Genomic DNA, 20,219 nt, shown 5'->3' on the forward strand with positions numbered 1-20,219 from the left:
GTGAGAGATTTTAACTTGTTGTATCACTGTACCCTATAGCCCAGACGTTCCGGTTGTTAGCATCTGTTTTGTTGTTGCTTGGGATTGGCGATAACAAAGAGTGGACAGCATGAGTCATAACAACCCGGCAGGGGTAGGCACCAATGGCAAAAAAGCAGCCAGATTACCTATCTGGTTGCCTTTGTTACTGATTGTGTTGATGCTGCTTGGGTATGTCTATTATGACCATCTTCGTGAACACGAGCAGGCAGTAAATCGCAACTATTTTAGTGAACTGGCCAGTATTTCCCTGCGATTCAGGCAGAAGCTGGAACAACTGGATACGCTCACCAGTTGGGATACCAATAGTTTCAGCCAATCCAACCAAACCAGAATTAAAACTTTGTTTCCCTCTGCCAGACAAATACAACTGGCACAGTGCCAATTACAACCTGCATCCCCCGCCCCTGCACAAACACAGACCGAGTCATTAAGCCTGCCAGGGGTGTTAGCCTTGAAAGAGAATCGCATCATCTTCCCGGTGACTAACAGTGGAAGTACGGCATCCAATAGCGATGCCAAGGTATGCTGGCAGTTGGATTTGGCCGATTTGATGGACTCAGATAAGCGCAATTTCAGTCAGCTACTGCTGGTACATAAAGATAACAGCATTCTGGCGGATACCGGCACCAATCCGGTTTTATCTGTAGTGAATGTCGACGAATTCAGTAAGCAAATAGCCGTTGAACTGAATCGCGACTGGCTGCAACTTTTGAGCAATAGTGGCAAGAACAGCAACATCTCTATGGATGAAAAAGTATTGCTGCCGGGGTTCAGTCATTACTTGGATATTCAGATAAACCCGGGTGCTTACCGTTTGTATTTTTATCCATTCAGGCTGGGGCAACAGCCGGTATTCCTACTGGGTGTCCTGCCCAGTGAAAAGCTTTCTTCTAACAGCAGTGAGCGCTGGACCTGGGGGCAGTGGTTGCTTGGTATGATTTCCCTGGTTTTTGCCTGGGTGATGCTGCGTTTGTTTCTACTGTCGGTACATCAGACGGTGGATGAGTTGTTTTACCGTATTACGATGTACAGTACCTACTTGTTATTTATTGCAGTAGTGGCGCTGTCATTGGCCTATGCTCAGATGCAACTGGAGAAAAGTGACAAGGCGTTGCGGGCATTTGAACTGGCTGAGCGAACTGCAAACAATCTGAATTCAGACTTACACCGCATTTTCACTCAACTTAAGCCGCTACACAGCTTTTACAACCAGTTGATAACAGACCATTCACTAAACAAGGCTCTGACTCAGGAAGCGCTACATCAACAGCTTAAAAAGCATAGTCCATGGTTAGATATTGAAAACCAGCCGATGACCCTGACCTGCAATAGTGAACTGCAATCCAATCGTCAAGGGGCAATCTGGACGGTTTTCGATGCCGCTCGTTTTGCCTTTACCGACACCAATATCAGTCAATGTGCAGATGAACAGCCACCGATGACGGCACACACAGAATTTGCATTTGAGCCGACCTTGATTCAGGCCTCTCTGGTGGATGGTAGCGGTGTTCAGCGCGGGCCGAGGTTTTCCTATGTGGAGCAATATGGTTCCAGTAAGTTTTCCGACTTATCCAGACGTCAGTATTTTCAAACCGTGCGACAGGGGCTGGGCTGGCCAGTGGCAGATTATGCACCTGACTGGGGTGGGACACTGCAGTTTTATATTCAAAGACTGCGCAATATTGAAGACGGTACCCTGGGTACCACACTGGGCCTGGCGCTGCCAAAAGGGGGACAGTTTTTTGAGATTGTAGGGGATATATTTCTGCCGTCCCTGCAGATACCGGAAGATAACGCCAGGCACTACCAGGATTTTATCAGAATGGTTATCGACAGACGCAGTGGCGACGTGCTGTTTCATGACCAGTCTCGCTACAGCCTGACAGAAAAGTTGGACAGTGGTGATCTGGGGACAGAGGCACTGCGTTTTTCCTTGCAGGCTGAGCGAGATAGCAAAAGGTACAATGAGGAGGCTGATATTCGACCGCTCAGCGGGCACTATCACGGTTTTCCTGGGTGGTTTGTTCATGTGCAAAGCAAGATCAAACCCTGGTCCGTTGTTGTGTTTATCCCATCAGATGCCCTGAATAATTATATGACCAATATGTTCTGGTTAAACTTCGTTCTGCTGCTGAGTTGTTGTGCCGTAAGCTACATTACCGTGGCTCTGGTGCGGCGCTTGGTCGATACCGGAAAAATAAAAACGGCCTTGCATATCCCTCTCGTAATTGACAGGCGCAAGCTGGTGCTATTTACCTCTGTGTTAACTGCGGCAATTTTAACCGGGTACTGGTGCGGCGCGGCGCTGGATTACTCAATGGCAAAGCGCCAATTTTTTGCTGTTTTTATGGCGCTGCTTTATGCCACATTAGGTTTGTTATGGGGAAGCTGGCATTTTTGGCGTATGAGCAGGGAAAACCGGCATATTCAGCTAAGGGTGAAACCAATACGGGTAGGCATAGGCTGGTTTAATCTGCTATTGGTGTTCACCGCTGCCAGTGTTTTACTGACCTTTTATCTAAATCAACTTGCTCCTGCTAATGGCGGCGCGCTGAGTTGGTATTATCAGGAGCTAAGTAAATCGCGGCAAAACGCCACAGCGCAATGGCAACAGGAAATACGTAACCGCTACTTCTATCATTCACAGGTCAATACACAGAAAATGGGGCAAGCTTTGCCTGATGTCCCATTGCAAGACCGCGGAATTGTCAATGCGCGCAAACCCGAGGATATTATGTCCTTCGGTCATTTTACTCAGCTCACTGATATTCATGAATGGCTACAACGTTATGTCTTTGGTCGCCGCCCCAGTGGTGCTGATACAGATATCCAAAGAAATGCCAGTCCCTGGCCGAATATTTTGCTGGTCAGTGCAGGTATGGTCTTACTGATAGTGTTGTGGGTAGGGTTGAACCGAGATGTGTTGTATGTTCGGCTATTTGGCAGTCTGAATCTGCTACGCCATCTTAACCGCCTGCATCAGCAGGTTAAATCCTCCAAGTACCATAGTCCTGATCCCAAGTTGTGTATCTTCCTTCGTTCCGTATACCAAAAGGGCCAGAGCCTCGACAGGCATGTGCAGCAGTATCAGCAGCATAACCGTCAGGCAATTAGTCTGACAGACAAGTTACTGGCGTTGTGCCCGCTTTTTTCAAGAGATAATCTTGGCAGTTTTTGCGGTATCAGAATCGCCATTGAATGGTCACAAAACCGTTACCATCTGTGCCTGTATAATCTGGAACACGCATTGGAGGATTTAAAGGCCAGAGGCCAGTTACTGGACTTGCTCAATCAACTCAAGGCGCTTAAGGAACAGGATAAGCTAGCCGGATTGGATCTTTATTGTGACTATCATTGTCTGCGTAAGGTAAATGCCACCGCCAATTTACCTGGAGAAGGTAATAGGGAATTGATGCCAGCGCTGGAGTACATGGCCTGGGCTGATTGCTTAAAAGATTTCACGGTACAAAATGCCGATCAGGATATTCTGCCTTTGGATGTGGACTTTATTGCCAAGGAGGTTCAGGCCATGCCGATGTTACATTTTGTCTATAAAGAATTGGTAAATATGCCTGAACCTAAAGTACACAAGGTCTACCACGACCTGCGCTGGCTTACTCTCAAGGACGAGCAGAAAACGGCCGATGAATGGTCGGCAGTTCATCGCATTTTGCTCAAAGCTGAAGCCTTGTTCCGGTTTTGGTGGAGTGCCTGCAGCCCGGCTGAAAAGTTGGCCCTGTACTATTTGTCTTATGGTAAAAGAGTAAACCCCAACAATGTGGTGGTGTTGGAGCAATTAGCGGCCAATGGTTTAATCATTGTTCGTCATGGTCGCATTCGTATCGCCAATCAGAGCTTTGCTTACTTTGTTCGTCATGCCGAATCGGTCGAAAACCTCAAAGCGATGATCCTGCAGGGTAATATCGGCCACTGGCACCAATATAGACTTCCTATCACCTTGATGGCGGTGGTGTTACTGGTGGCGCTGGGGATTTTCTCCGGTAACTCTTTGTATATGGTGATATCGTCGTTATTAGGCCTGCTGGGACTGGTGGGTAACTTGCTTGGAAGCGTAAACTTTATTCGCAGTAATGTCGGGCAGTAGATAGCGCTTCAACAGTGCTTTTTCTCCCGATTGACTGAACTGCATCGCTCTTGAGTCCGGGATGCGTTTGGCCCAACCCCGATTCTGGATATCTTCCAGTATCCAATGACCAAGACTGCCAGCCAGATGGAACCTTCGTTCGCTCCAGTCCAGACAAGCCCGACATAAAGGCCGTTGGCTTTGCTCAAGGGTGAGGATGTCGCAACCCAGATAATTGAAGTGCAGCTTGCCTTGTTCGGTCAGGCGGGCCTGGCTGTCTTGTTCAACTAGCAGTCCTTGTTGCAACAACCCTTGATATAAACGAACCCCGAGCTCGCCTGCCAAATGGTCGTAACAAACTCTGGCCCTGCGTAGCATGGGATCCTGTGGCCCGGTTTGATGTGCAGACTGAGTCAAACTGCTGGTCAGGTTCAGCAAGTTTTCAATCAATCTAGCCACTTGTTCATTACGCAAACGAAAATATTTATGTCTTCCTTGTTTCACCATCAGTAGCAGCCCTGAATCAAGCAGTTTGGCCAGATGACTGCTGGCGGTTTGGCTGCTGATCTCCGCTTCCAGCGCCAGCTCTGTGGCGGTCAGTGCTTTTCCTGCCATTAACGCTATCAGCATGCTGGCACGCGCTGGCTCGCCAATCAAGGCGGCAACTTGGGGTAGGGAAGGGGGAGTGTCAGGCATAGTTCGATGGCCATCGAAGCATAGTGAATCATAGCCAGCTAGACTGCCGCAAAACCTAACAGGAGACAAGTGATGACCATTACCTGCTTTATTCGTTACAGGCTGGATCCCGCCAAACTGGATTCGTTTCGCCTTTATGCCCAGAACTGGGCACAGATTATTCCTGCCTGTGGTGGCCAGTTAGTTGGTTACTTTCTGCCTTATGAAGGCTGCAATGTTGAAGGATTCGGCTTAATCAGCTTTGCCAGTCTGGCCGAGTATGAAGCATATCGCCAGCGATTGAAGCAAGATCCTGCGGCAAAACAGAATTTCAAGTTTGCACAACAGGAAGGTTTTATTCTTGCTGAGTATCGCACTTTCCTTGAAGCAGAAGCACAGAGTTATTTGTCATTGGTCTCAGCAGGACAAGCAAATGATTGCCGTCATCTTTGAGTTAACCCCGAACCAGGGCTGTATGGATGAATATCTGCAACTTGCCGAGCAGTTAAAGGTGGAGCTGTGCCAGATGGACGGCTTTATCTCGGTTGAACGCTTTGAGAGTTTGAGCGAGCCTGGCCGGTATTTGTCACTGTCGTTCTGGCGCGATGAAACCGCTATTCAGCACTGGCGTAATCTGCCAGCCCACCGGCAGGCGCAGGCCAAAGGCCGCTCGGGTTTGTTTAGTCACTATCGCCTGAGGGTTGCCAATATATTGCGTGACTACGGTTTACAACAGCGCAGTGAGACACCTGCTGACAGCCAGCGACACCATGGAGCAGATGATGGCACTGCTTGATTATTTACAAAGCCGATATTTGAGCGAACCACAGCTGCTTGCGCGGGGCAATTGCACACAGGAACAGTTGCGGTATTGGCAGGAACAGAGTATGGCTCCTAAGGCGTCTTATCGGGTGAAGATATCGCTGACGTGCCAATCTGTGCTAGCGGAACATCAGGAGCAGCATTATGTGCTCTACTATGCCAGGGCCACGCCAGTCTGGTTAAGACAGTTGGACCGGCTATCTGCGGGCCATCAAGCGTTTGACCTGTTCCATAAACAATATAAAAAGCGACTGAATATATTGAAAAAAATGCAACTCTGCCCCTCTGGTTGTGCATTTAATGCTGAGCTTGATAAGCATATTAAAAAGGAATGGCTGCATTTTCTGAATGGCACCTACGGTCTGTGCACCCAAACCGGGCGTGTGGCAGAAATTGTCGATAAGGAAGCGGCCATCGCTGTGATTGACGAGCTTAGTTTGCTTCAGCACACAGATTATGCATCGACGCAGTTGCTAATGTCGGCAAAAGTGTTGCTGAATAAAGCCTGTGCGCCTTTTCCCGCGCATGAATATCCGGGCAGCTCGCGGGCCAGGTATTTATCGGATTTTGCAGAATAAAAAATAGATAACAATGAGTTCGGGACATGCCTGTTTAGGTACAATTTAGGCAAGCTTTGTTGTCATTAGCAGCATGTGGACCAAGTAGGTCCGCCATGTTGGAGTAGAATCCCTATTTTGTATTTATGTTATTTTGTCTGTTGCCCTTGTAAGCAGTGGCAGAAACATCCGCAATATGGGCACTAGGTTAACTTTTCTGTTGGCGTTACTTGTTATCAACGCTGATGGTCCCGCCCACATCCTGGCTTTGTAATGCCAGTTCAATCAACCTAATGCCGATCAGTGCATCCTCTGTACTGACAGTAAAAGCACTGTGATTATTGATGCAGTCGGCCAGATGATGATAGAGATGCTGATAACCACCGGTAAGCGTCGGGATCTGACTCGAGCCCGCGGAGCAATAAAGGGTTCCATATTGCTCTGGCGTCTCTGCTGCCCAGTTGACTTCAGTTGGCGTTATGCCGCGCCTTAGTCTGTCTTCCTGAGGATCCAAACCATATTTGATGTAGCTGCCTTTCGTTCCTAGTAATTTGAATCTTGGATTGGGGCCTGCCTGATATGGGTCAGCATGCAGTATTACTTCTTTATCTGCATAGTGAAGTTGCAAATGGAAATAATCCACTGCCTGAGCTTGGGGCCTCAGCTTTAATACTCTTGCCGTAACGGCCTGCGGCCTGCCAAACAGGGCTAACGCCTGATCAATTAAATGTGGACCTAAATCATACAGGATGCCGCTGCCTGCCTCTTTGTTCTCGCGCCAGCGTTGCTGTGGCTCAGGTCGGAAGCGGTCAAAATGGGATTCAAAAAACTTGATCTGCCCCAGCGTGTTTTGCTCAATCAGGTGCCTGATGGTCAAAAAGTCGCCATCCCAACGCCGGTTGTGAAAGGGGGCCAGCAGTTTACGCTGGCGCTTGGCCAGCTCAATAAGTTGGCGACATTCTTCACTGGTTATTGTTACTGGTTTTTCTATTAATACATGCTTGCCCTGTTCCAGCGCCTGCTTTGCCAGAGAAAAATGCGCCTGATTGGGAGCTGTGATGACGACCAGCTCGGCTTGCGCTTGAGCGATTAGGGTTTCGGCGTCATTAAAGCACATAACGTCCGGATATTGCTGCCTAACCGCTTCTGTCTGTGAAGAGCTGATAGCGCGTAAGCTAAATTGTGCTGACGCTTGAATAAAGGGCAAATGAAAAAACTTGGCTGATAAACCAAAGCCGATAACAGCAGTTTTAATCGATTGCATAGAAAAGGCTGGCAATGGGATTTAGGGCAATTATCCACGCTTGAGTGGACCAAGTAAAAGGCCGTGACACAGAGTGATGCTATACATCTGCTGCGTTTACTATGTTTTTGGCCGGGGCTTGAGGTATTTTCATGGCATCCTGATTACAGTAGACTCCTTGCCCTGCAATTGGCTGTTAAGGGGCCGGGTAAATGGACGATGCAGTAAATATGATTAATGGGCAGCCACCTAAGAGATTTTCTTTTTGGCAGGCCCTGGTGACCCGTTGGGGCTGGTTAAGCCCCAGTCAGAAACTGTATGTGTTGGCATTGGTTATTTTACCTTTTCACCAGGGCTGGATGGTGGCATTGCCTACCGCTCTGGCGCTGGCTATGGAGTTTTGGCCCAGGTTTACAACGTGGTGGGAATCACTGGCCGGAAGGGCGTTGATTTTGCTTTTTTATGCTGCCATTGCCAATTTCGCGGTGGCGGGCGCGGCCGGACTGGTTAATGATGTCACAGGTGTTGCCGCACACAATCTCAGCTACACACATAATTTTGCTATTTTACTATTGTTTCCCACCTGGGCTATCAGCATCAGTTTAATCCTGTTACTGCTGTTTCAAATGCTGTTGCCTTTGTATCTTATTGCCATACTGTTGCTGAAACCCTTTGGTGAAAAAGGCATGCGTCTGCTGAGCCGTTGTCGTTACCCCATTTCCACTACCTTGGTCCGTATATTGTTGTCTACTATGGTGTTGGTCAATCTGATGGACGCAGTTCAGCACTCCAGCCACTTTGCTGAAGGGCAGCAAATTACCTCCACTATTATGCAAAAACTGACAGGTAAAGGGACGGAGTCGGCTCCAAAGGCCAACCAGGCATTGCTTCCGTCAGAGTCAACTTCTTCCTTATCTGCGAAATCGAGGACAGGGCAGAGCAGTTTTGGTCTGCACATTGATAATGGTGGTAACCTGTTGTCCTGTAGTCTGGCCAAGTGTGATTACCGGAATTTCACTCGGGTCGCGGTGGCGAATTTTGTGTATTTTTTTGAATCAGATGAATACTCACGTTGCCAGCTTGATAAGGGCAGTAAAGTCGTGGAATTAAATGACTATGAAATCTTACAAATCACTCAACAAGATGACGCTGCTCTGGGTTATACCTTTGAGGTGAAAAAATGTATCTCAGCGGCCTTTGGCCATTAATACAGTCCTTTGATAATGCGTTCTCTGACGTTTTACTGCACCAAGTCAGTCAGCTTGAGCGGGATGTTCAACCAGCGCTTTCAGGAAAACATCCAACACCCTTTTGTTCCTCTGCGCCTGGCGGGTTGCCACAAAAAAGTCAGTCTGATAATTGAGCGTCTCGGGTAACAGAGCACGCATTTCCCCTTTTTCCACCCAGCGACTGGCATAGTGCTCCGGTAAAAAGCCAATATACTCATGGGTCAGCACCAAAAAGGCCACACCTTCGCGGTCATTGGAGGTGGCGGTCACCTGCAGATGGTCGAATAATTGTGGCTGATTCATGTGCTGCGCGTAAATGGGTAACACCGCGCTGTGTTTGCCAATATTGGCTAAATCATCTGTCTGCACAAACAGGGGGTGCGCTGCAGAGCAATAAAGGGCGCTGCTCTCGCTATACAAGGGGTGCAACCTCAGACCGTCAATGGGTTGCAGGCTCGGCATCACCCCTACATCCAGTTCACCTTCCAGTAAGGCCAGACTGATATCGGCAGGGTTACTCATGCGGATATTGATGCGGATTTCACTGCTGGTATGTTTAAGCCTGGCCAGCGCCTGACTGATGGTGCGGTGAGGAATAGTCACCAGGTTATCGATAATGCCAATGTTCAGCTCACCTTTGAGCACCGAATAGGTGTTATTGACTTCTTCCTGGAATTGCTCGGTGGCATGCATTAGTTTCAGGGCGGCATCGTAGACTTTCTGTCCCTCTAAGGTCAGGTTGAAACCTGCCCTGCCACGGTTACATAGTTTCATGCCCAGACGTTTTTCCAGATCAGAAATGTAGATAGAAATTGCCGAGCGGCTAAGATTCAGAATGCCTTCTGCGCCGGTAAAGCTACCGGCCTGTACCACAGCAATAAAGGTTTTCAGCAATTTCAAATCCAGATTACTGACCTGGCGAAGTTTTCTGGCACTAAGCATGTTGCAAATAGGTTAAGAAAGTCGAAACTGAACTGTATCAGTTGCTGATTTACCCGCCAAAGGAATTTGCTTAGATTCTTAACAGCTAATACAGGGATTTTATTATCATGACTTTTCATCCCAATCGACATTCCATGTCCAGTCACTGGCTGGCATTTACCAGTAACCGGCGCTTTCATCAACAACCCCGGCTGGTTGACCGTGCAGAAGGGATATTTTACTACACCCCACAAGGGCAGCCACTTTATGACAGCTTGTCTGGCTTGTGGTGCACCCCATTGGGTCACGGTAATCAAGCCATTACCGAAGCCATCAGCAGACAACTGGGATATCTTGATTATGCTCCGGCCTTTAATGTCAGCCACCCACTGGCATTCGAACTGGCCGACAAGCTAGCGGAGCTGGCGCCAGGGGATCTGAACCATACATTATTTTGTAATTCAGGTTCGGAAGCAGCCGACACCGCATTAAAACTGGCCAGAGCTTACTGGCGAGCCAAGGGGCGTGCAGAGAAAACAAAATTTATCGGGCGCAGTAAAGGTTATCACGGGGTGAATTTTGGTGGTATTTCCGTCGGCGGAATTGTCGGCAATCGCAAGCTCTATGGGCAGACGCTGGATACCTACCATCTTCCTCACACCTGGTTAGCGCAAAACCGTTTTGCCAAGGGAGTGCCGACTGAAGGTGACTATTTAGCCGACAGTCTGCTTAGTATTCTGGAGGTACAGGATGCCAGTAATATTGCCGCGGTGATAGTCGAGCCTATGGCCGGTTCCGGTGGCGTTATTGTCCCTTCAGCGGGCTATCTTAAACGTTTGCGGGAATTGTGTGACCAGCATGACATTTTATTGATCTTTGACGAAGTGATTACCGGCTTTGGCCGACTTGGCAGTTTGTTTGGGGCCGATTTCTTTGATGTACAGCCGGATATCCTTACCTGTGCCAAGGCGCTGACCAACGGTGTAGTGCCAATGGGGGCAGTGATCAGTAATGATGACATATATGCCACGTTAATGGACCAGCCTGGTGATGACTACCTGATTGAGTTTCCTCATGGTTACACCTATTCCGCCCATCCTTTGGCTTGTGCGTCCGCTTTGGCAAGCCTGGCACAATTAACCAAGCCTGCACTGATGTCTAAAGTTCGGGAGTTGTCTGGGGTGTTTGAGCAGGCTATACACCAACTTAAAGGTCTGCCGCTGGTGGAAGATATCCGCAATATTGGTCTGGCTGGTGCCATCCAGATTGAAGCTGATCCGGCTCATCCACTTAAACGGGCCAGCGATATCAGTGCCCTTTGTTGGGATAAGGGGGTGTATGTGCGATTTGGCGGCAATAATCTGAGTTTTGCCCCGCCCTTTATCTGTACTGCTGAGGATATTCAGCATATTTTCGCGCGGGTTGCCGAAGCCATTCAGGAATATGCCAAAACCCTCTGAAATCAAAGGGTAAAAATAGCAAATAGACTACACTGAAAGAGCATTATCTATTCAGGGTAGTCTGCATGAGAAAAACAGTATCCGCTCTTTTTGCCTGCCAGTGTCTGGCAGGAATAGTCAGCCAGCCAGGTAACGCTGCTGACACGCAACAACAAATGGATCTGTTTGCCCTGTCGCTGGACGAATTACTGGATATCAAAGTTGAAGCACGCAAGGTCGAAGAGGATCTGCAACAAACCCCATTGGCAGTGACAGCCCTGTCAGCAGGACAATTGTTGCAGGCCGGGCATGAGAGCCTGCTGGAGGCCTCTTACTTTCTGCCAAATATGGATGTTACCACAGTAGGGGAAAACTCCGGCTGTACGCATTGTGCCAATATTACCTTGCGTGGGGTGGGGCAAGTGGATCCTATCCCCACCATTGATCCCAGCGTCGGGCTTTACATTGATGGCGTCTATCATGCCCGTTCCCCAGGAGGCATTTTTCGTTTCCTTGACTTGGAGCGTTTAGAAGTCCTGCGTGGGCCGCAAGGAACGTTATTTGGAAAGAACACCATTGGCGGCGCCATTCAAATTTTTACCAACAAGGTCAGTGAGCAACAAAGCTTCAGGTTGCAGGCTGATATTGGGGAGTTTCAGCGCCGTGACCTGGCATTGGTTTGGAACCAGCCCATTGGACCTGACCAGGGATTGCGTTTGGCAATGTCGAAAAATGACCGTGACGGTTTTGTGATCAGAGAGAATGGCGACAGGGAAGGGGGCGAAGATGATTTCAATCTGCTGGCTAAGTATCAATTTGTACTTGGCGAAGGTCTTGATCTGACCCTGAGTTATACCGGGCAATGGCAAAAAAATGGCAGTACGCCATCAGTTCTGCCGGTAAAAAACGACAATGCCAGTTTGATAGAGCTGTATAACTGGGTGGCTCAGAGCTCAATGCAATTTGAGCCACTACCGCCATTAACCATCAGTCAAAATCAGCATGATAGTGCTGCCACAGAAGCCAATTCCAATAGTCTCAGTCAGTACGGTCTGTCAGCCACAATAAACTGGCAGCTTACCCCTGAGATAAGGTTAAAGTCGATAACGGCGTATAACAGTTTGAATGCGACTTATAGCCGCGATTTTGACAACAACCCGGTGAATATTGGCGTCACTCATGATTTACAAGCGCAAAACCAGCGTAGCCAGGAATTTAACTTAATGGGCAGCAGTGCACAGGCGGATTGGCTGCTGGGTTTGTTTGCCTTTGATGAAGATACCTATTACCAGGCTGATTTTATCTTTTTTGAAAATTTATATGCGGCGCTGGAAGCCCTGCCAGGCCCACTGGATGGTTCCTCCCTGGCCAATCCAACAGACATTGGCGGGCCTGGTAATCCCCTGAATATTGGGCTGGATTTGGACAATCGCTATCAGAACTGGTTGGATAACCAAAGTTATGCAATGTTCGCCCAAGGCAACTGGCATCTGGACAACCACTGGACACTCACAATGGGTGGGCGTCTGACCTATGAGCGAAAATCTCAGCAGGTGGTGGGTTATGCCAATGTTGCAGAAGTGGAACTATTCCGTCGTACCGATGGGGATGCACAAGGGGCTATTCGCAAATCATGGCGGGTGTTTTCACCTTTGCTCGCGGTTCAATATCAGTATAACCCCAGCTTAATGCTGTATAGCTCGGTCTCAAGAGGGTTTAAATCCGGCGGTTTCAACGGATTGCCCAATTCGGCTGTGACTGCTCAGCCATTCGATCCTGAGTATTTGACGTCGTATGAATTGGGGATCCGTTCACAATGGCTGGATAACCGGCTGCGATTTAATCTGACCGGTTTTTATATTGATCATAAAGATATGCAATTACGCGGAGGTCAATCCAGCGAGGAGTCTGGTCTTGAAATTCTAATCGATAACGTCGGTAAAGCCCGCAGCAAAGGGATTGAAATGGAGTGGGAGGCACGTCTGAGTGCCCGCTTGGGAGTCAGTGGCAGCCTGTCTTATATTGATGCCCGCTTTGTTGATGTGGGCAGCGCCACACAGGTGAGTCTGGATTCCCGTTTGATTCGAACACCACCTTGGACGTCCAGTGCCGCGCTATGGTACCGCTTGCCCCTGAGTGGTGATGGCAGTCTGACCGCCCGCCTTGACTGGGCGTTTCGCAGTAAAACCTATAATGATGTGTTTAATTCGAGTCTGGCGGTGCAAAAGGCCTTTAGTCTGGTCAATGCCAGATTAAGCTGGGAAGTGAATAAACAGCTTGAAGTGGCGGCATATGTGACAAATCTGACCGATACTTATCATGTGATTGGGGCCAATGATTTTACTCAGGCCTTTGGTGTCGCCGAATTTTACCTGGCACCACCGCGCCAATGGGGCCTGAGTCTGGGATACCGTTTCTAGGTGGGTTACAAATTGTATAGCTTGTTTGCTGTGTTACCCTTGCAGTGGCATCCGCTCAGGTTAACACTATGAATGTAATGAGAGTCTTGTTAACCACAATTTTATGGAGAATGTCAGGGATGAAAAAAGCAATGATACTATGGATGGCGCTGGGATTGAGCGCTTGTGTGTCACTGTCCCAAGATGGGGCGAATGTAAAAGTAGTGGATACCCTTGATGAAGTACCGGGTGATTGCACCGAAGTAGGATATCAGGAAGCAGCAAGTGCCGACGAGGTTTTCGCCTCTGCGCTGGCTTCGGCAGAAATTGAGCTGCGCAATCGCGCTGCCGAGCATGGCGCGAACCTGATCCGAATCACCAAAAAACGCGCCGAAGTCCTGCCTTTATCCGGGGCTGTCATGGGTGGCATGACCTACGCTTGTCAAGGCTTTAAAGGGAGCTAACCAGGCCAGGTTAGCCCGCTTTGGCCGGTTCAAAAATCACATAAACCTTTTTACAGGGCGTCAGGCTATGCCAAATTCCGCTAAAGCCGGCCGGGATAACAAAATGCTCGCCTGCCTGAATAAGGGTTTTATGCCCTTGTTCATCTTCCAGTTCGACCTGGCCTTGCAGTAACTGGCAGTATTCATGCTCGCTGTAGCTGACTCGCCAACTGCCGGTATCGCTACCCCAAAAACCAATGTGGAACTGGTTAGATGGATCACTGTAATGATTGGCAATGTATTGGGTAACTGGTCCGCTAAGCTGCTTTTCTGCCGGAGTAGGATAGCTTTCAGCATATTGGCCATCTGGCTTTAGCTTGATAATCTTCATTTATATGCCCAGTTTGTCACGCAGGTTGTAATAGGCGGCACCTAATGCCGTAAAGGGGATTTGTAGTGCCCGCCCACCCAGTAAAGGCAGATGGGGCAATTTAGCGAACACGTCAAAGCGCTGTGCCTGACCACTGAGTGCCTCTGCCACCACTTTGCCGGCCAGATGTGTACAAGTTACGCCATGACCACTATAGCCCTGCATGTAATAGATGTTGTTATCCAAGCGGCCAAATTCAGGTAGTCGGGATAAGGTCAGCAGAAAGTTACCCGTCCAGGCAAAATCAATTTTCACCCCTCGCAATTGCGGAAAGGTGGCTTCCATTTTAGGCCGGATCAGCCGTTCGATATCCGCCGGATCCCGGGCTCCATACACGACGCCGCCGCCGTACAGCAGTCGGTGATCGGCAGTCGTACGATAATAGTCCAGCAGGTAGTTACAATCTTCGACACAATAATTGGCCGGTAACAGTGCCCGGCAGCGCTCTTCGCCCAGTACTTCAGTGGTAATAATCTGCGTGCCACAGGGCATATTGCGCTTGCCCAGTTCCGGTAGTACGTGGCTAAGATAGGCATTGGCTGCCACCACCATAAAGCGGGCGGAAACCTTACCGGCTGGGGTCTGAATACTGAGTTTTTCACCACGCTGTACGCTGACAACCGGGCTTTGTTCAAATATCCTGCCACCTAAAGAGGTAATGACTCTGGCCTCGCCCTGAGCCAGTTTCAAGGGCTGGATATGACCACTCATGCCATCGGTCAGCCCGCCAACATAGCGGTTGGAACTGACAATTTTTGCTAATTCCTCCCGGTCCAACAATTCAAGACGCTGATTGCCATGTTTTTGCCAGAGCTGTTGATGGGCCTCCAGATGGTGCATTTGTTTGCTATTGAGCGCGACAAAGGCCCCGCCCTGCACATGGTCGCAGTCTATCTGGTAGGTCTGAATCAGATGACGGATGATGTCGCCACCTTCAAACATCATGGCGGCCATCGCGTCTCCGGCAGCCTGGCCATATTTGGCCGTGATATGATCCACGTCGCGGCTGTAACTATTAACTATTTGCCCACCATTGCGGCCACTGGCACCAAAGCCGATACGGCCCGCTTCCAGCAGCACCACTTTAAACCCGGCTTCGGCCAGATGAAGCGCCGATGACAAGCCGGTAAATCCACCGCCCAGCACGCAAACGTCCGCCTGCAACGCTTCCTGCAAAGCAGGATAGTCAGTATTACCGGCATTGAATCTGTAATAACTTGCCACATGCTCTTGCATGACAACTCCACTGAAAAGACAGACCCAGGCGGGTCTGCCCAGGCAATAACGAATTAGAAGTGATAGCTCAGCCCAAGACTGACTTTGGATGAATCATCGCCGTCCAGATCGTTGTACCAGGCACTGACATCCACAGAGAAATGTTCATAGTCTTTGACTAGCGATGCCCGGCCCCAATTGTAGTCGCCGTCTTCACCATCGACTTCCCAGCCCTGTCGGCCAAATTCAAATTCCAGCGCCATGTCTTCCTGTATGCTGTAGGTTGCAACTACGGACAAGTGCAGAGCGTCAAGATCGTCATAACCATTGGAGGCCATGGAGTCGTTTGTATAATCAAGGTTCAAACCCAGACTGAAATTATCTGACAGGGCTTTACTCAAACCTGCGTGGAGCTCCAGATAGCTGTATTCGTCTTCATCAAGGTAGGCGTAGTAAACCGCCATCAGGTCATATTCAAGACCGCCACCCAGTTCACCCGCATAGCCGGCAAACAGGTCCACCTCGGTGTCGTCCGTGACGGGGGATGCCCAGATACCGGCATACCAGCCTGATTCATCGGCCGCCCAGTCAATGCCACCTTGCAAGGCTGCATCCTTGTCGTTGAGGCTGACACCTCGGAACATATAGTCAGAAGTGATAGTGACATAGCCACTGACTTCTGCATGGGCTAAGGTGGATAGACTGCCGAGCAGCGCTGTAGTGAGTAGCTTGGTTTTGAGTTTCATCCTGATTTCCTTCAATACATTATTGTTGGTATATAGGTCTGACGGGACCGCTGACTCCGCCTTTAGGTTCTACAGATTGTCTTGCTTGAGCAAAAAGCCCGGGCTTTTCAGCCGTTTTCTCCTTAGGTTAGTTGGATCCAGGTCGTCTTTAACTCGGTGTATTTATCCAGTGCATGCAGTGACTTGTCACGGCCGTTGCCGGACTGCTTGTAGCCGCCAAATGGCACGGTCATGTCACCATCGTTATAGTTGTTGATCCAAACCGAGCCGGCCCGCAGTTGCCTGGCCAGACGATGGGCGCGGGACAAATCAGAGGTCCAAAGCGCAGCCCCCAGCCCGTAATCGCTGTCATTGGCGATACTAATAGCCTGAGTTTCATCATCAAATGCAATCACCGACATGACCGGGCCAAAGATTTCTTCTCTGGCAATACGCATCTGATTGGTGACACCGGTAAAAATCGTGGGCTCAACAAAAGCGCCCTGGTGTTTATCCGCAGGTGCTGCCCCCCCTAGTGCCAGTTTGGCACCGCCTTCCTGCCCCCATTGAATGTACTGCAATACGCTGCCCTGATGCTGTTTGTCCACCAAAGCGCCCATATTGGTGGCCGGGTCCAGTGGATCGCCGGGTTGGAAGGTGCGACTGGCCTCTATCACTTTTTGCACAAACTGCTCGTGAATACTGCGTTCAACCAGCAATCTGGTACCGGCGACGCAGACTTCGCCCTGGTTATAGAAACAACCGCTGGCGGCGCTGCGTGCTGCCTTATCCAAATCCGGGCAATCGGCAAACACGATATTGGGGTTTTTACCTCCGGCTTCCAGCCACACTCTTTTCATATTGGATTGGCCAGCATATTCCAGTAGGGTTCTTGCCGTGCGGGTAGAACCGGTGAACGCCAGGCAGTCCACCTGCATATGCAGCCCCAGTGCTTTACCGACTGTGTGGCCAAAGCCGGGCACCACATTCAATACGCCAGCTGGAATACCGGCCTCGCTGGCCAGTCTGGCCAGAAACAAGGCGGTTAAAGATGACTTCTCTGATGGCTTCAACACCACAGAATTACCCGCGGCCAGGGCCGGGGCAATTTTCCAGCAGGCCAACCATAATGGAAAATTCCAGGGAGTGATGGCGGCCACTACACCTATGGGCTCACGGGTGATTGTAGCCAGTACGCCAGGCTCGGTGGGTGCCACTTCGTCGTACACTTTGTCGACGGCTTCGCCATGCCAGCGAACGACATCTGCGCTGCCAGGGACATCAACATGAAAGCTCTCACTAATCGGCTTACCCATATCCAGGGTTTCCAATGCCGCCAGTTCGGTTTGATGGCTTTCCATCAGGGCCGCCAGGCGTATTAACACTTCCTTGCGCTGCTTAGGCGGCATATCGCGCCAATGACCCTGTTCAAAAGCATTTCTGGCTGCATTGACAGCCAGTTCCACATCCACTTCGTCGCATTCAGCGATGCTGGCAATCACCTCCCCATCGGCCGGATTGATGCAGTCGAACCAACGTCCGTTTTGTGCTGGCTGATACTGGCCATTGATATAGGCGCGGCCTTCAATGCGTTTTTCACTGATTAACCTCTGACAGTACGACTGCCAGTCGGCATAGGACATCTTATTCATCCATTCCTCCTAAACAGCAAATTCTTTTAGCATTGCTGTACATAGCTGAATCGCTTGGCCAGCATTAAAAACTGGCCGGGGTCACGGCACTGATTAGCTTGCACACCGCCTTGCCCCGATTAATAAACTGATGTGGCAACTGAGTATTTAAATAATAGCTGTCGCCTGCTTTTAAATGATATTCCTGCTGTCCCTGTAATATAGTGATTTCGCCACTGAGAATAGTGCCGGCTTCCTGGCCGGGATGGCTTATCCACTCTTCTCCTGTACCCGTACCAGGCGGATAGATTTCCTGTAAGAAGGTCAACTGCCTGTCCGGCTTCTCCGCACCCACCAACAAGTACTGCACGCCATCACTGCCGATGTCGGTCAGTTCCTCCGAAGCGTATACCAGCTTATCTTCTTCAATAAACTCACCGGTAAAAAACTGGCTTAACGGCATGGACAGACCGTTGAGTATCTTATGCAAATTACTGATTGAGGGGCTTACCGCATCACGCTCAATCATAGACAAGGTACTGTTAGGCAGGCTCACCAGCTTGGCCAGCTCGCGCTGCGATAAACCGCGCTGTTTTCTCAGGGCTTTAATGCGCTTTCCGACTTTCATGGCTGGTTTATCGCCTGTAAATCACGCAGTCTGGCCTTTTCCACCCGTCTGGCGTAATACCAGGAGGCGAACACCAGTGACGTGACAATAGCAATAATGATGGTCGCCAGCGCATTGATTTCCGGGCTAACGCCTAAGCGTACCGACGAAAACACCACCATTGGCAACGTGGTGGAACCTGGCCCTGATACAAAACTGGCAATCACCAGATCGTCCAGGCTCAGAGTAAAGGCCAGTAGCCAGCCGGAAACTAGCGCCGGTGCTATCATTGGCAGAGTGATGGTGAAGAAGACCTTAACCGGTGTTGCACCTAAATCCTGGGCGGCTTCTTCCACAGACATATCCATTTCCGTCAGTCGCGACCCCACTACCACGGCCACATAGGCCGTACAAAACGTGGTGTGGGCCAGCCAGATAGTGGTCATGCCACGACTCTGTGGCCAGCCAACCATCTGTGCCATGGCCACGAATAGCAGCAGCAGAGACAGGCCGGTAATCACTTCAGGCATCACCAGTGGTGCGGTGATCATACCCCGCAGCAGTGTGCTGCCCTTAAAGCCTTTGAATCTGGCCAGCACAAAAGCGGCCAGGGTACCCAGCACCACCGCCCCTGAGGCAGAGAAAAATGCAATCTTCAGGCTATTGGCTACGGCATCCAACAACTTTTGGTTTTGCAGCAACTCACCATACCACTTGGTTGAAAAACCGGCCCAGACCGTGACCAGCCTGGACTCGTTAAAGGAATACACCACCAGGAGCAGCATCGGGGCATACAGAAAAGCCAGACCCAGCCATAACATCATTTTACTGAAGGAAAAACGCATCAGCTTTCCTCCGTCTGGCGATTCTGGATGCGATCAAACCACATAATGGGCACTATCAGCAGGGCCAGCATGACGATGGCCACCGCCGAGGCGACCGGCCAATCCCTGTTATTGAAGAATTCTTCCCACAGAATTTTGCCAATCATCAGGGTTTCTGGCCCCCCCAGCAGCTCAGGAATGACAAACTCACCTACCGCAGGAATAAATACCAGCATGCAACCGGCGATAATACCAGCTTTGGTCAGCGGTACTATCACGCGCATCAGGGTGGTAAAAGGGGAGGCGCCCAGATCCGATGAGGCTTCAATCAGGCTGTGGTCCAGCTTCATCATATTGGCGTACAGCGGCAGAATCATAAAAGGCAGATAGGCGTAGACAATGCCGATATACACTGCAATATCGGTGTGCAGCATAATAATAGGTTCATCAATCAGCCCCAGGCCCATCAGGAAATTATTGATATAGCCATTGGGTTTAAGAATGCCAATCCAGGCATAAATGCGGATTAAAAAGGATGTCCAGGACGGCAGAATGACCAGCAAAAGCAACACATTGCGGGTTGCTGCCGGTGCACGACTGATGGCCAGGGCCATAGGGTAGCCGATCAGCAGACACAGCAGGGTGGAGACCAGGGCAATGCGAATAGAGCTTAAATATGCGGATAAATACAGGTCATCACTGAACAAATAAGCGTAGTTGCCCAGATTCAGGTCGATGGTCAGGCGGTTATCATCAAAAGTGACCAAGTCGGTGTAGGGCGGAATGGCAATGTCTGTTTCAGCAAAGCTGATTTTCAGCACAATAATAAAAGGTACCAAAAAGAACAGCAGCAGCCAGATATAAGGAATGGCAATCACCCCGCTACGGGGTTTAAACAACCACATTTGTTGGAGGCGTTTAAGCAGTTCCATC

The 20,219-nt window shown here is 49.8% G+C and carries 18 protein-coding genes; 8 read left to right on the top strand and 10 right to left on the bottom strand.

The genetic code is table 11. From position 1 onward, the window contains the following. Nucleotides 1-109 precede the first annotated feature (109 nt). A complete protein-coding gene (locus ABD028_RS09830; protein WP_343844562.1) occupies nt 110-4,147 on the top strand; it encodes a hypothetical protein in 4,038 nt (1,345 codons plus the stop codon). On the opposite strand, the gene ABD028_RS09835 is transcribed toward ABD028_RS09830, so the two are convergent. Continuing rightward, entirely contained in the window at nt 4,076-4,822 is a 747-nt protein-coding gene (locus ABD028_RS09835) for an ArsR/SmtB family transcription factor (protein WP_343844564.1), read from the bottom strand. The genes ABD028_RS09830 and ABD028_RS09835 overlap by 72 nt on opposite strands. Before the next feature lie 72 nt (nt 4,823-4,894). Between ABD028_RS09835 and ABD028_RS09840 the strand changes: the two genes are divergently transcribed. The 3 genes from ABD028_RS09840 (at nt 4,895) to ABD028_RS09850 (ending at nt 6,201) form a co-directional block, all read left to right on the top strand. Next, complete coding sequence (locus tag ABD028_RS09840; protein ID WP_343844565.1) at nt 4,895-5,254, top strand: NIPSNAP family protein; 360 nt, start codon at nt 4,895-4,897, stop codon at nt 5,252-5,254. Continuing rightward, nucleotides 5,235-5,597 carry an antibiotic biosynthesis monooxygenase family protein gene (locus ABD028_RS09845; RefSeq protein WP_343844566.1) on the top strand — a complete coding sequence of 121 codons (363 nt, stop codon included), beginning with the start codon at nt 5,235-5,237 and terminating at the stop codon, nt 5,595-5,597. The genes ABD028_RS09840 and ABD028_RS09845 overlap by 20 nt, the downstream gene beginning before the upstream one ends. 91 nt (nt 5,598-5,688) lie before the next feature. After that, entirely contained in the window at nt 5,689-6,201 is a 513-nt protein-coding gene (locus ABD028_RS09850) for a DUF6058 family natural product biosynthesis protein (protein ID WP_343844568.1), read from the top strand. A 205-nt stretch (nt 6,202-6,406) separates the two neighbouring features. Here the strand turns inward: ABD028_RS09850 and ABD028_RS09855 are convergent, their stop codons facing one another. Further along, on the bottom strand, nt 6,407-7,444 hold the full coding sequence (locus ABD028_RS09855; protein ID WP_343844570.1) for an oxidoreductase: 1,038 nt from the start codon (nt 7,442-7,444) through the stop codon (nt 6,407-6,409). A gap of 191 nt (nt 7,445-7,635) precedes the next feature. Here ABD028_RS09855 and ABD028_RS09860 point away from each other — a divergent pair, with 191 nt between their 5' ends. Next, complete coding sequence (locus tag ABD028_RS09860) at nt 7,636-8,631, top strand: hypothetical protein (protein WP_343844572.1); 996 nt, start codon at nt 7,636-7,638, stop codon at nt 8,629-8,631. A gap of 45 nt (nt 8,632-8,676) precedes the next feature. Here the strand turns inward: ABD028_RS09860 and ABD028_RS09865 are convergent, their stop codons facing one another. After that, nucleotides 8,677-9,594 carry a LysR family transcriptional regulator gene (locus ABD028_RS09865; protein WP_343844574.1) on the bottom strand — a complete coding sequence of 306 codons (918 nt, stop codon included), beginning with the start codon at nt 9,592-9,594 and terminating at the stop codon, nt 8,677-8,679. 107 nt (nt 9,595-9,701) lie between these two features. Between ABD028_RS09865 and aptA the strand changes: the two genes are divergently transcribed. From aptA to ABD028_RS09880, 3 genes are all read left to right on the top strand, one after another. Beyond that, nucleotides 9,702-11,033, top strand: a complete 1,332-nt coding sequence (aptA, locus tag ABD028_RS09870) for an omega-aminotransferase AptA (RefSeq protein ID WP_343844576.1) — start codon at nt 9,702-9,704, stop codon at nt 11,031-11,033. A gap of 65 nt (nt 11,034-11,098) precedes the next feature. Continuing rightward, a complete protein-coding gene (locus ABD028_RS09875; protein ID WP_343844578.1) occupies nt 11,099-13,432 on the top strand; it encodes a TonB-dependent receptor in 2,334 nt (777 codons plus the stop codon). Between the two features lie 119 nt (nt 13,433-13,551). Then, a complete protein-coding gene (locus tag ABD028_RS09880; RefSeq protein WP_343844580.1) occupies nt 13,552-13,875 on the top strand; it encodes a hypothetical protein in 324 nt (107 codons plus the stop codon). A 10-nt stretch (nt 13,876-13,885) separates the two neighbouring features. Here the strand turns inward: ABD028_RS09880 and ABD028_RS09885 are convergent, their stop codons facing one another. The 7 genes from ABD028_RS09885 to ABD028_RS09915 all read right to left on the bottom strand — a co-directional run bounded on the left by ABD028_RS09885 (nt 13,886) and on the right by ABD028_RS09915 (nt 20,218). Beyond that, a complete protein-coding gene (locus ABD028_RS09885) occupies nt 13,886-14,245 on the bottom strand; it encodes a cupin domain-containing protein (protein ID WP_343844582.1) in 360 nt (119 codons plus the stop codon). Continuing rightward, nucleotides 14,246-15,520, bottom strand: a complete 1,275-nt coding sequence (locus ABD028_RS09890) for an NAD(P)/FAD-dependent oxidoreductase (protein WP_343844584.1) — start codon at nt 15,518-15,520, stop codon at nt 14,246-14,248. 53 nt (nt 15,521-15,573) lie between these two features. Further along, a complete protein-coding gene (locus ABD028_RS09895) occupies nt 15,574-16,245 on the bottom strand; it encodes a TorF family putative porin (protein WP_102795563.1) in 672 nt (223 codons plus the stop codon). A gap of 122 nt (nt 16,246-16,367) precedes the next feature. Continuing rightward, nucleotides 16,368-17,867 (bottom strand): aldehyde dehydrogenase, encoded by a 1,500-nt coding sequence (locus ABD028_RS09900; RefSeq protein ID WP_343844814.1) that lies wholly within the window; start codon nt 17,865-17,867, stop codon nt 16,368-16,370. Between the two features lie 73 nt (nt 17,868-17,940). Then, complete coding sequence (locus ABD028_RS09905) at nt 17,941-18,483, bottom strand: cupin domain-containing protein (RefSeq protein ID WP_343844586.1); 543 nt, start codon at nt 18,481-18,483, stop codon at nt 17,941-17,943. Beyond that, on the bottom strand, nt 18,480-19,310 hold the full coding sequence (locus ABD028_RS09910; RefSeq protein WP_343844816.1) for an ABC transporter permease subunit: 831 nt from the start codon (nt 19,308-19,310) through the stop codon (nt 18,480-18,482). The genes ABD028_RS09905 and ABD028_RS09910 overlap by 4 nt, the downstream gene beginning before the upstream one ends. Next, nucleotides 19,307-20,218, bottom strand: a complete 912-nt coding sequence (locus tag ABD028_RS09915; protein WP_102795559.1) for an ABC transporter permease subunit — start codon at nt 20,216-20,218, stop codon at nt 19,307-19,309. The genes ABD028_RS09910 and ABD028_RS09915 overlap by 4 nt, the downstream gene beginning before the upstream one ends. Nucleotide 20,219 lies beyond the last annotated feature (1 nt).

The organism is Bowmanella denitrificans, from assembly GCF_039522935.1.
In the GTDB taxonomy this organism is placed as follows: domain Bacteria; phylum Pseudomonadota; class Gammaproteobacteria; order Enterobacterales; family Alteromonadaceae; genus Bowmanella; species Bowmanella denitrificans.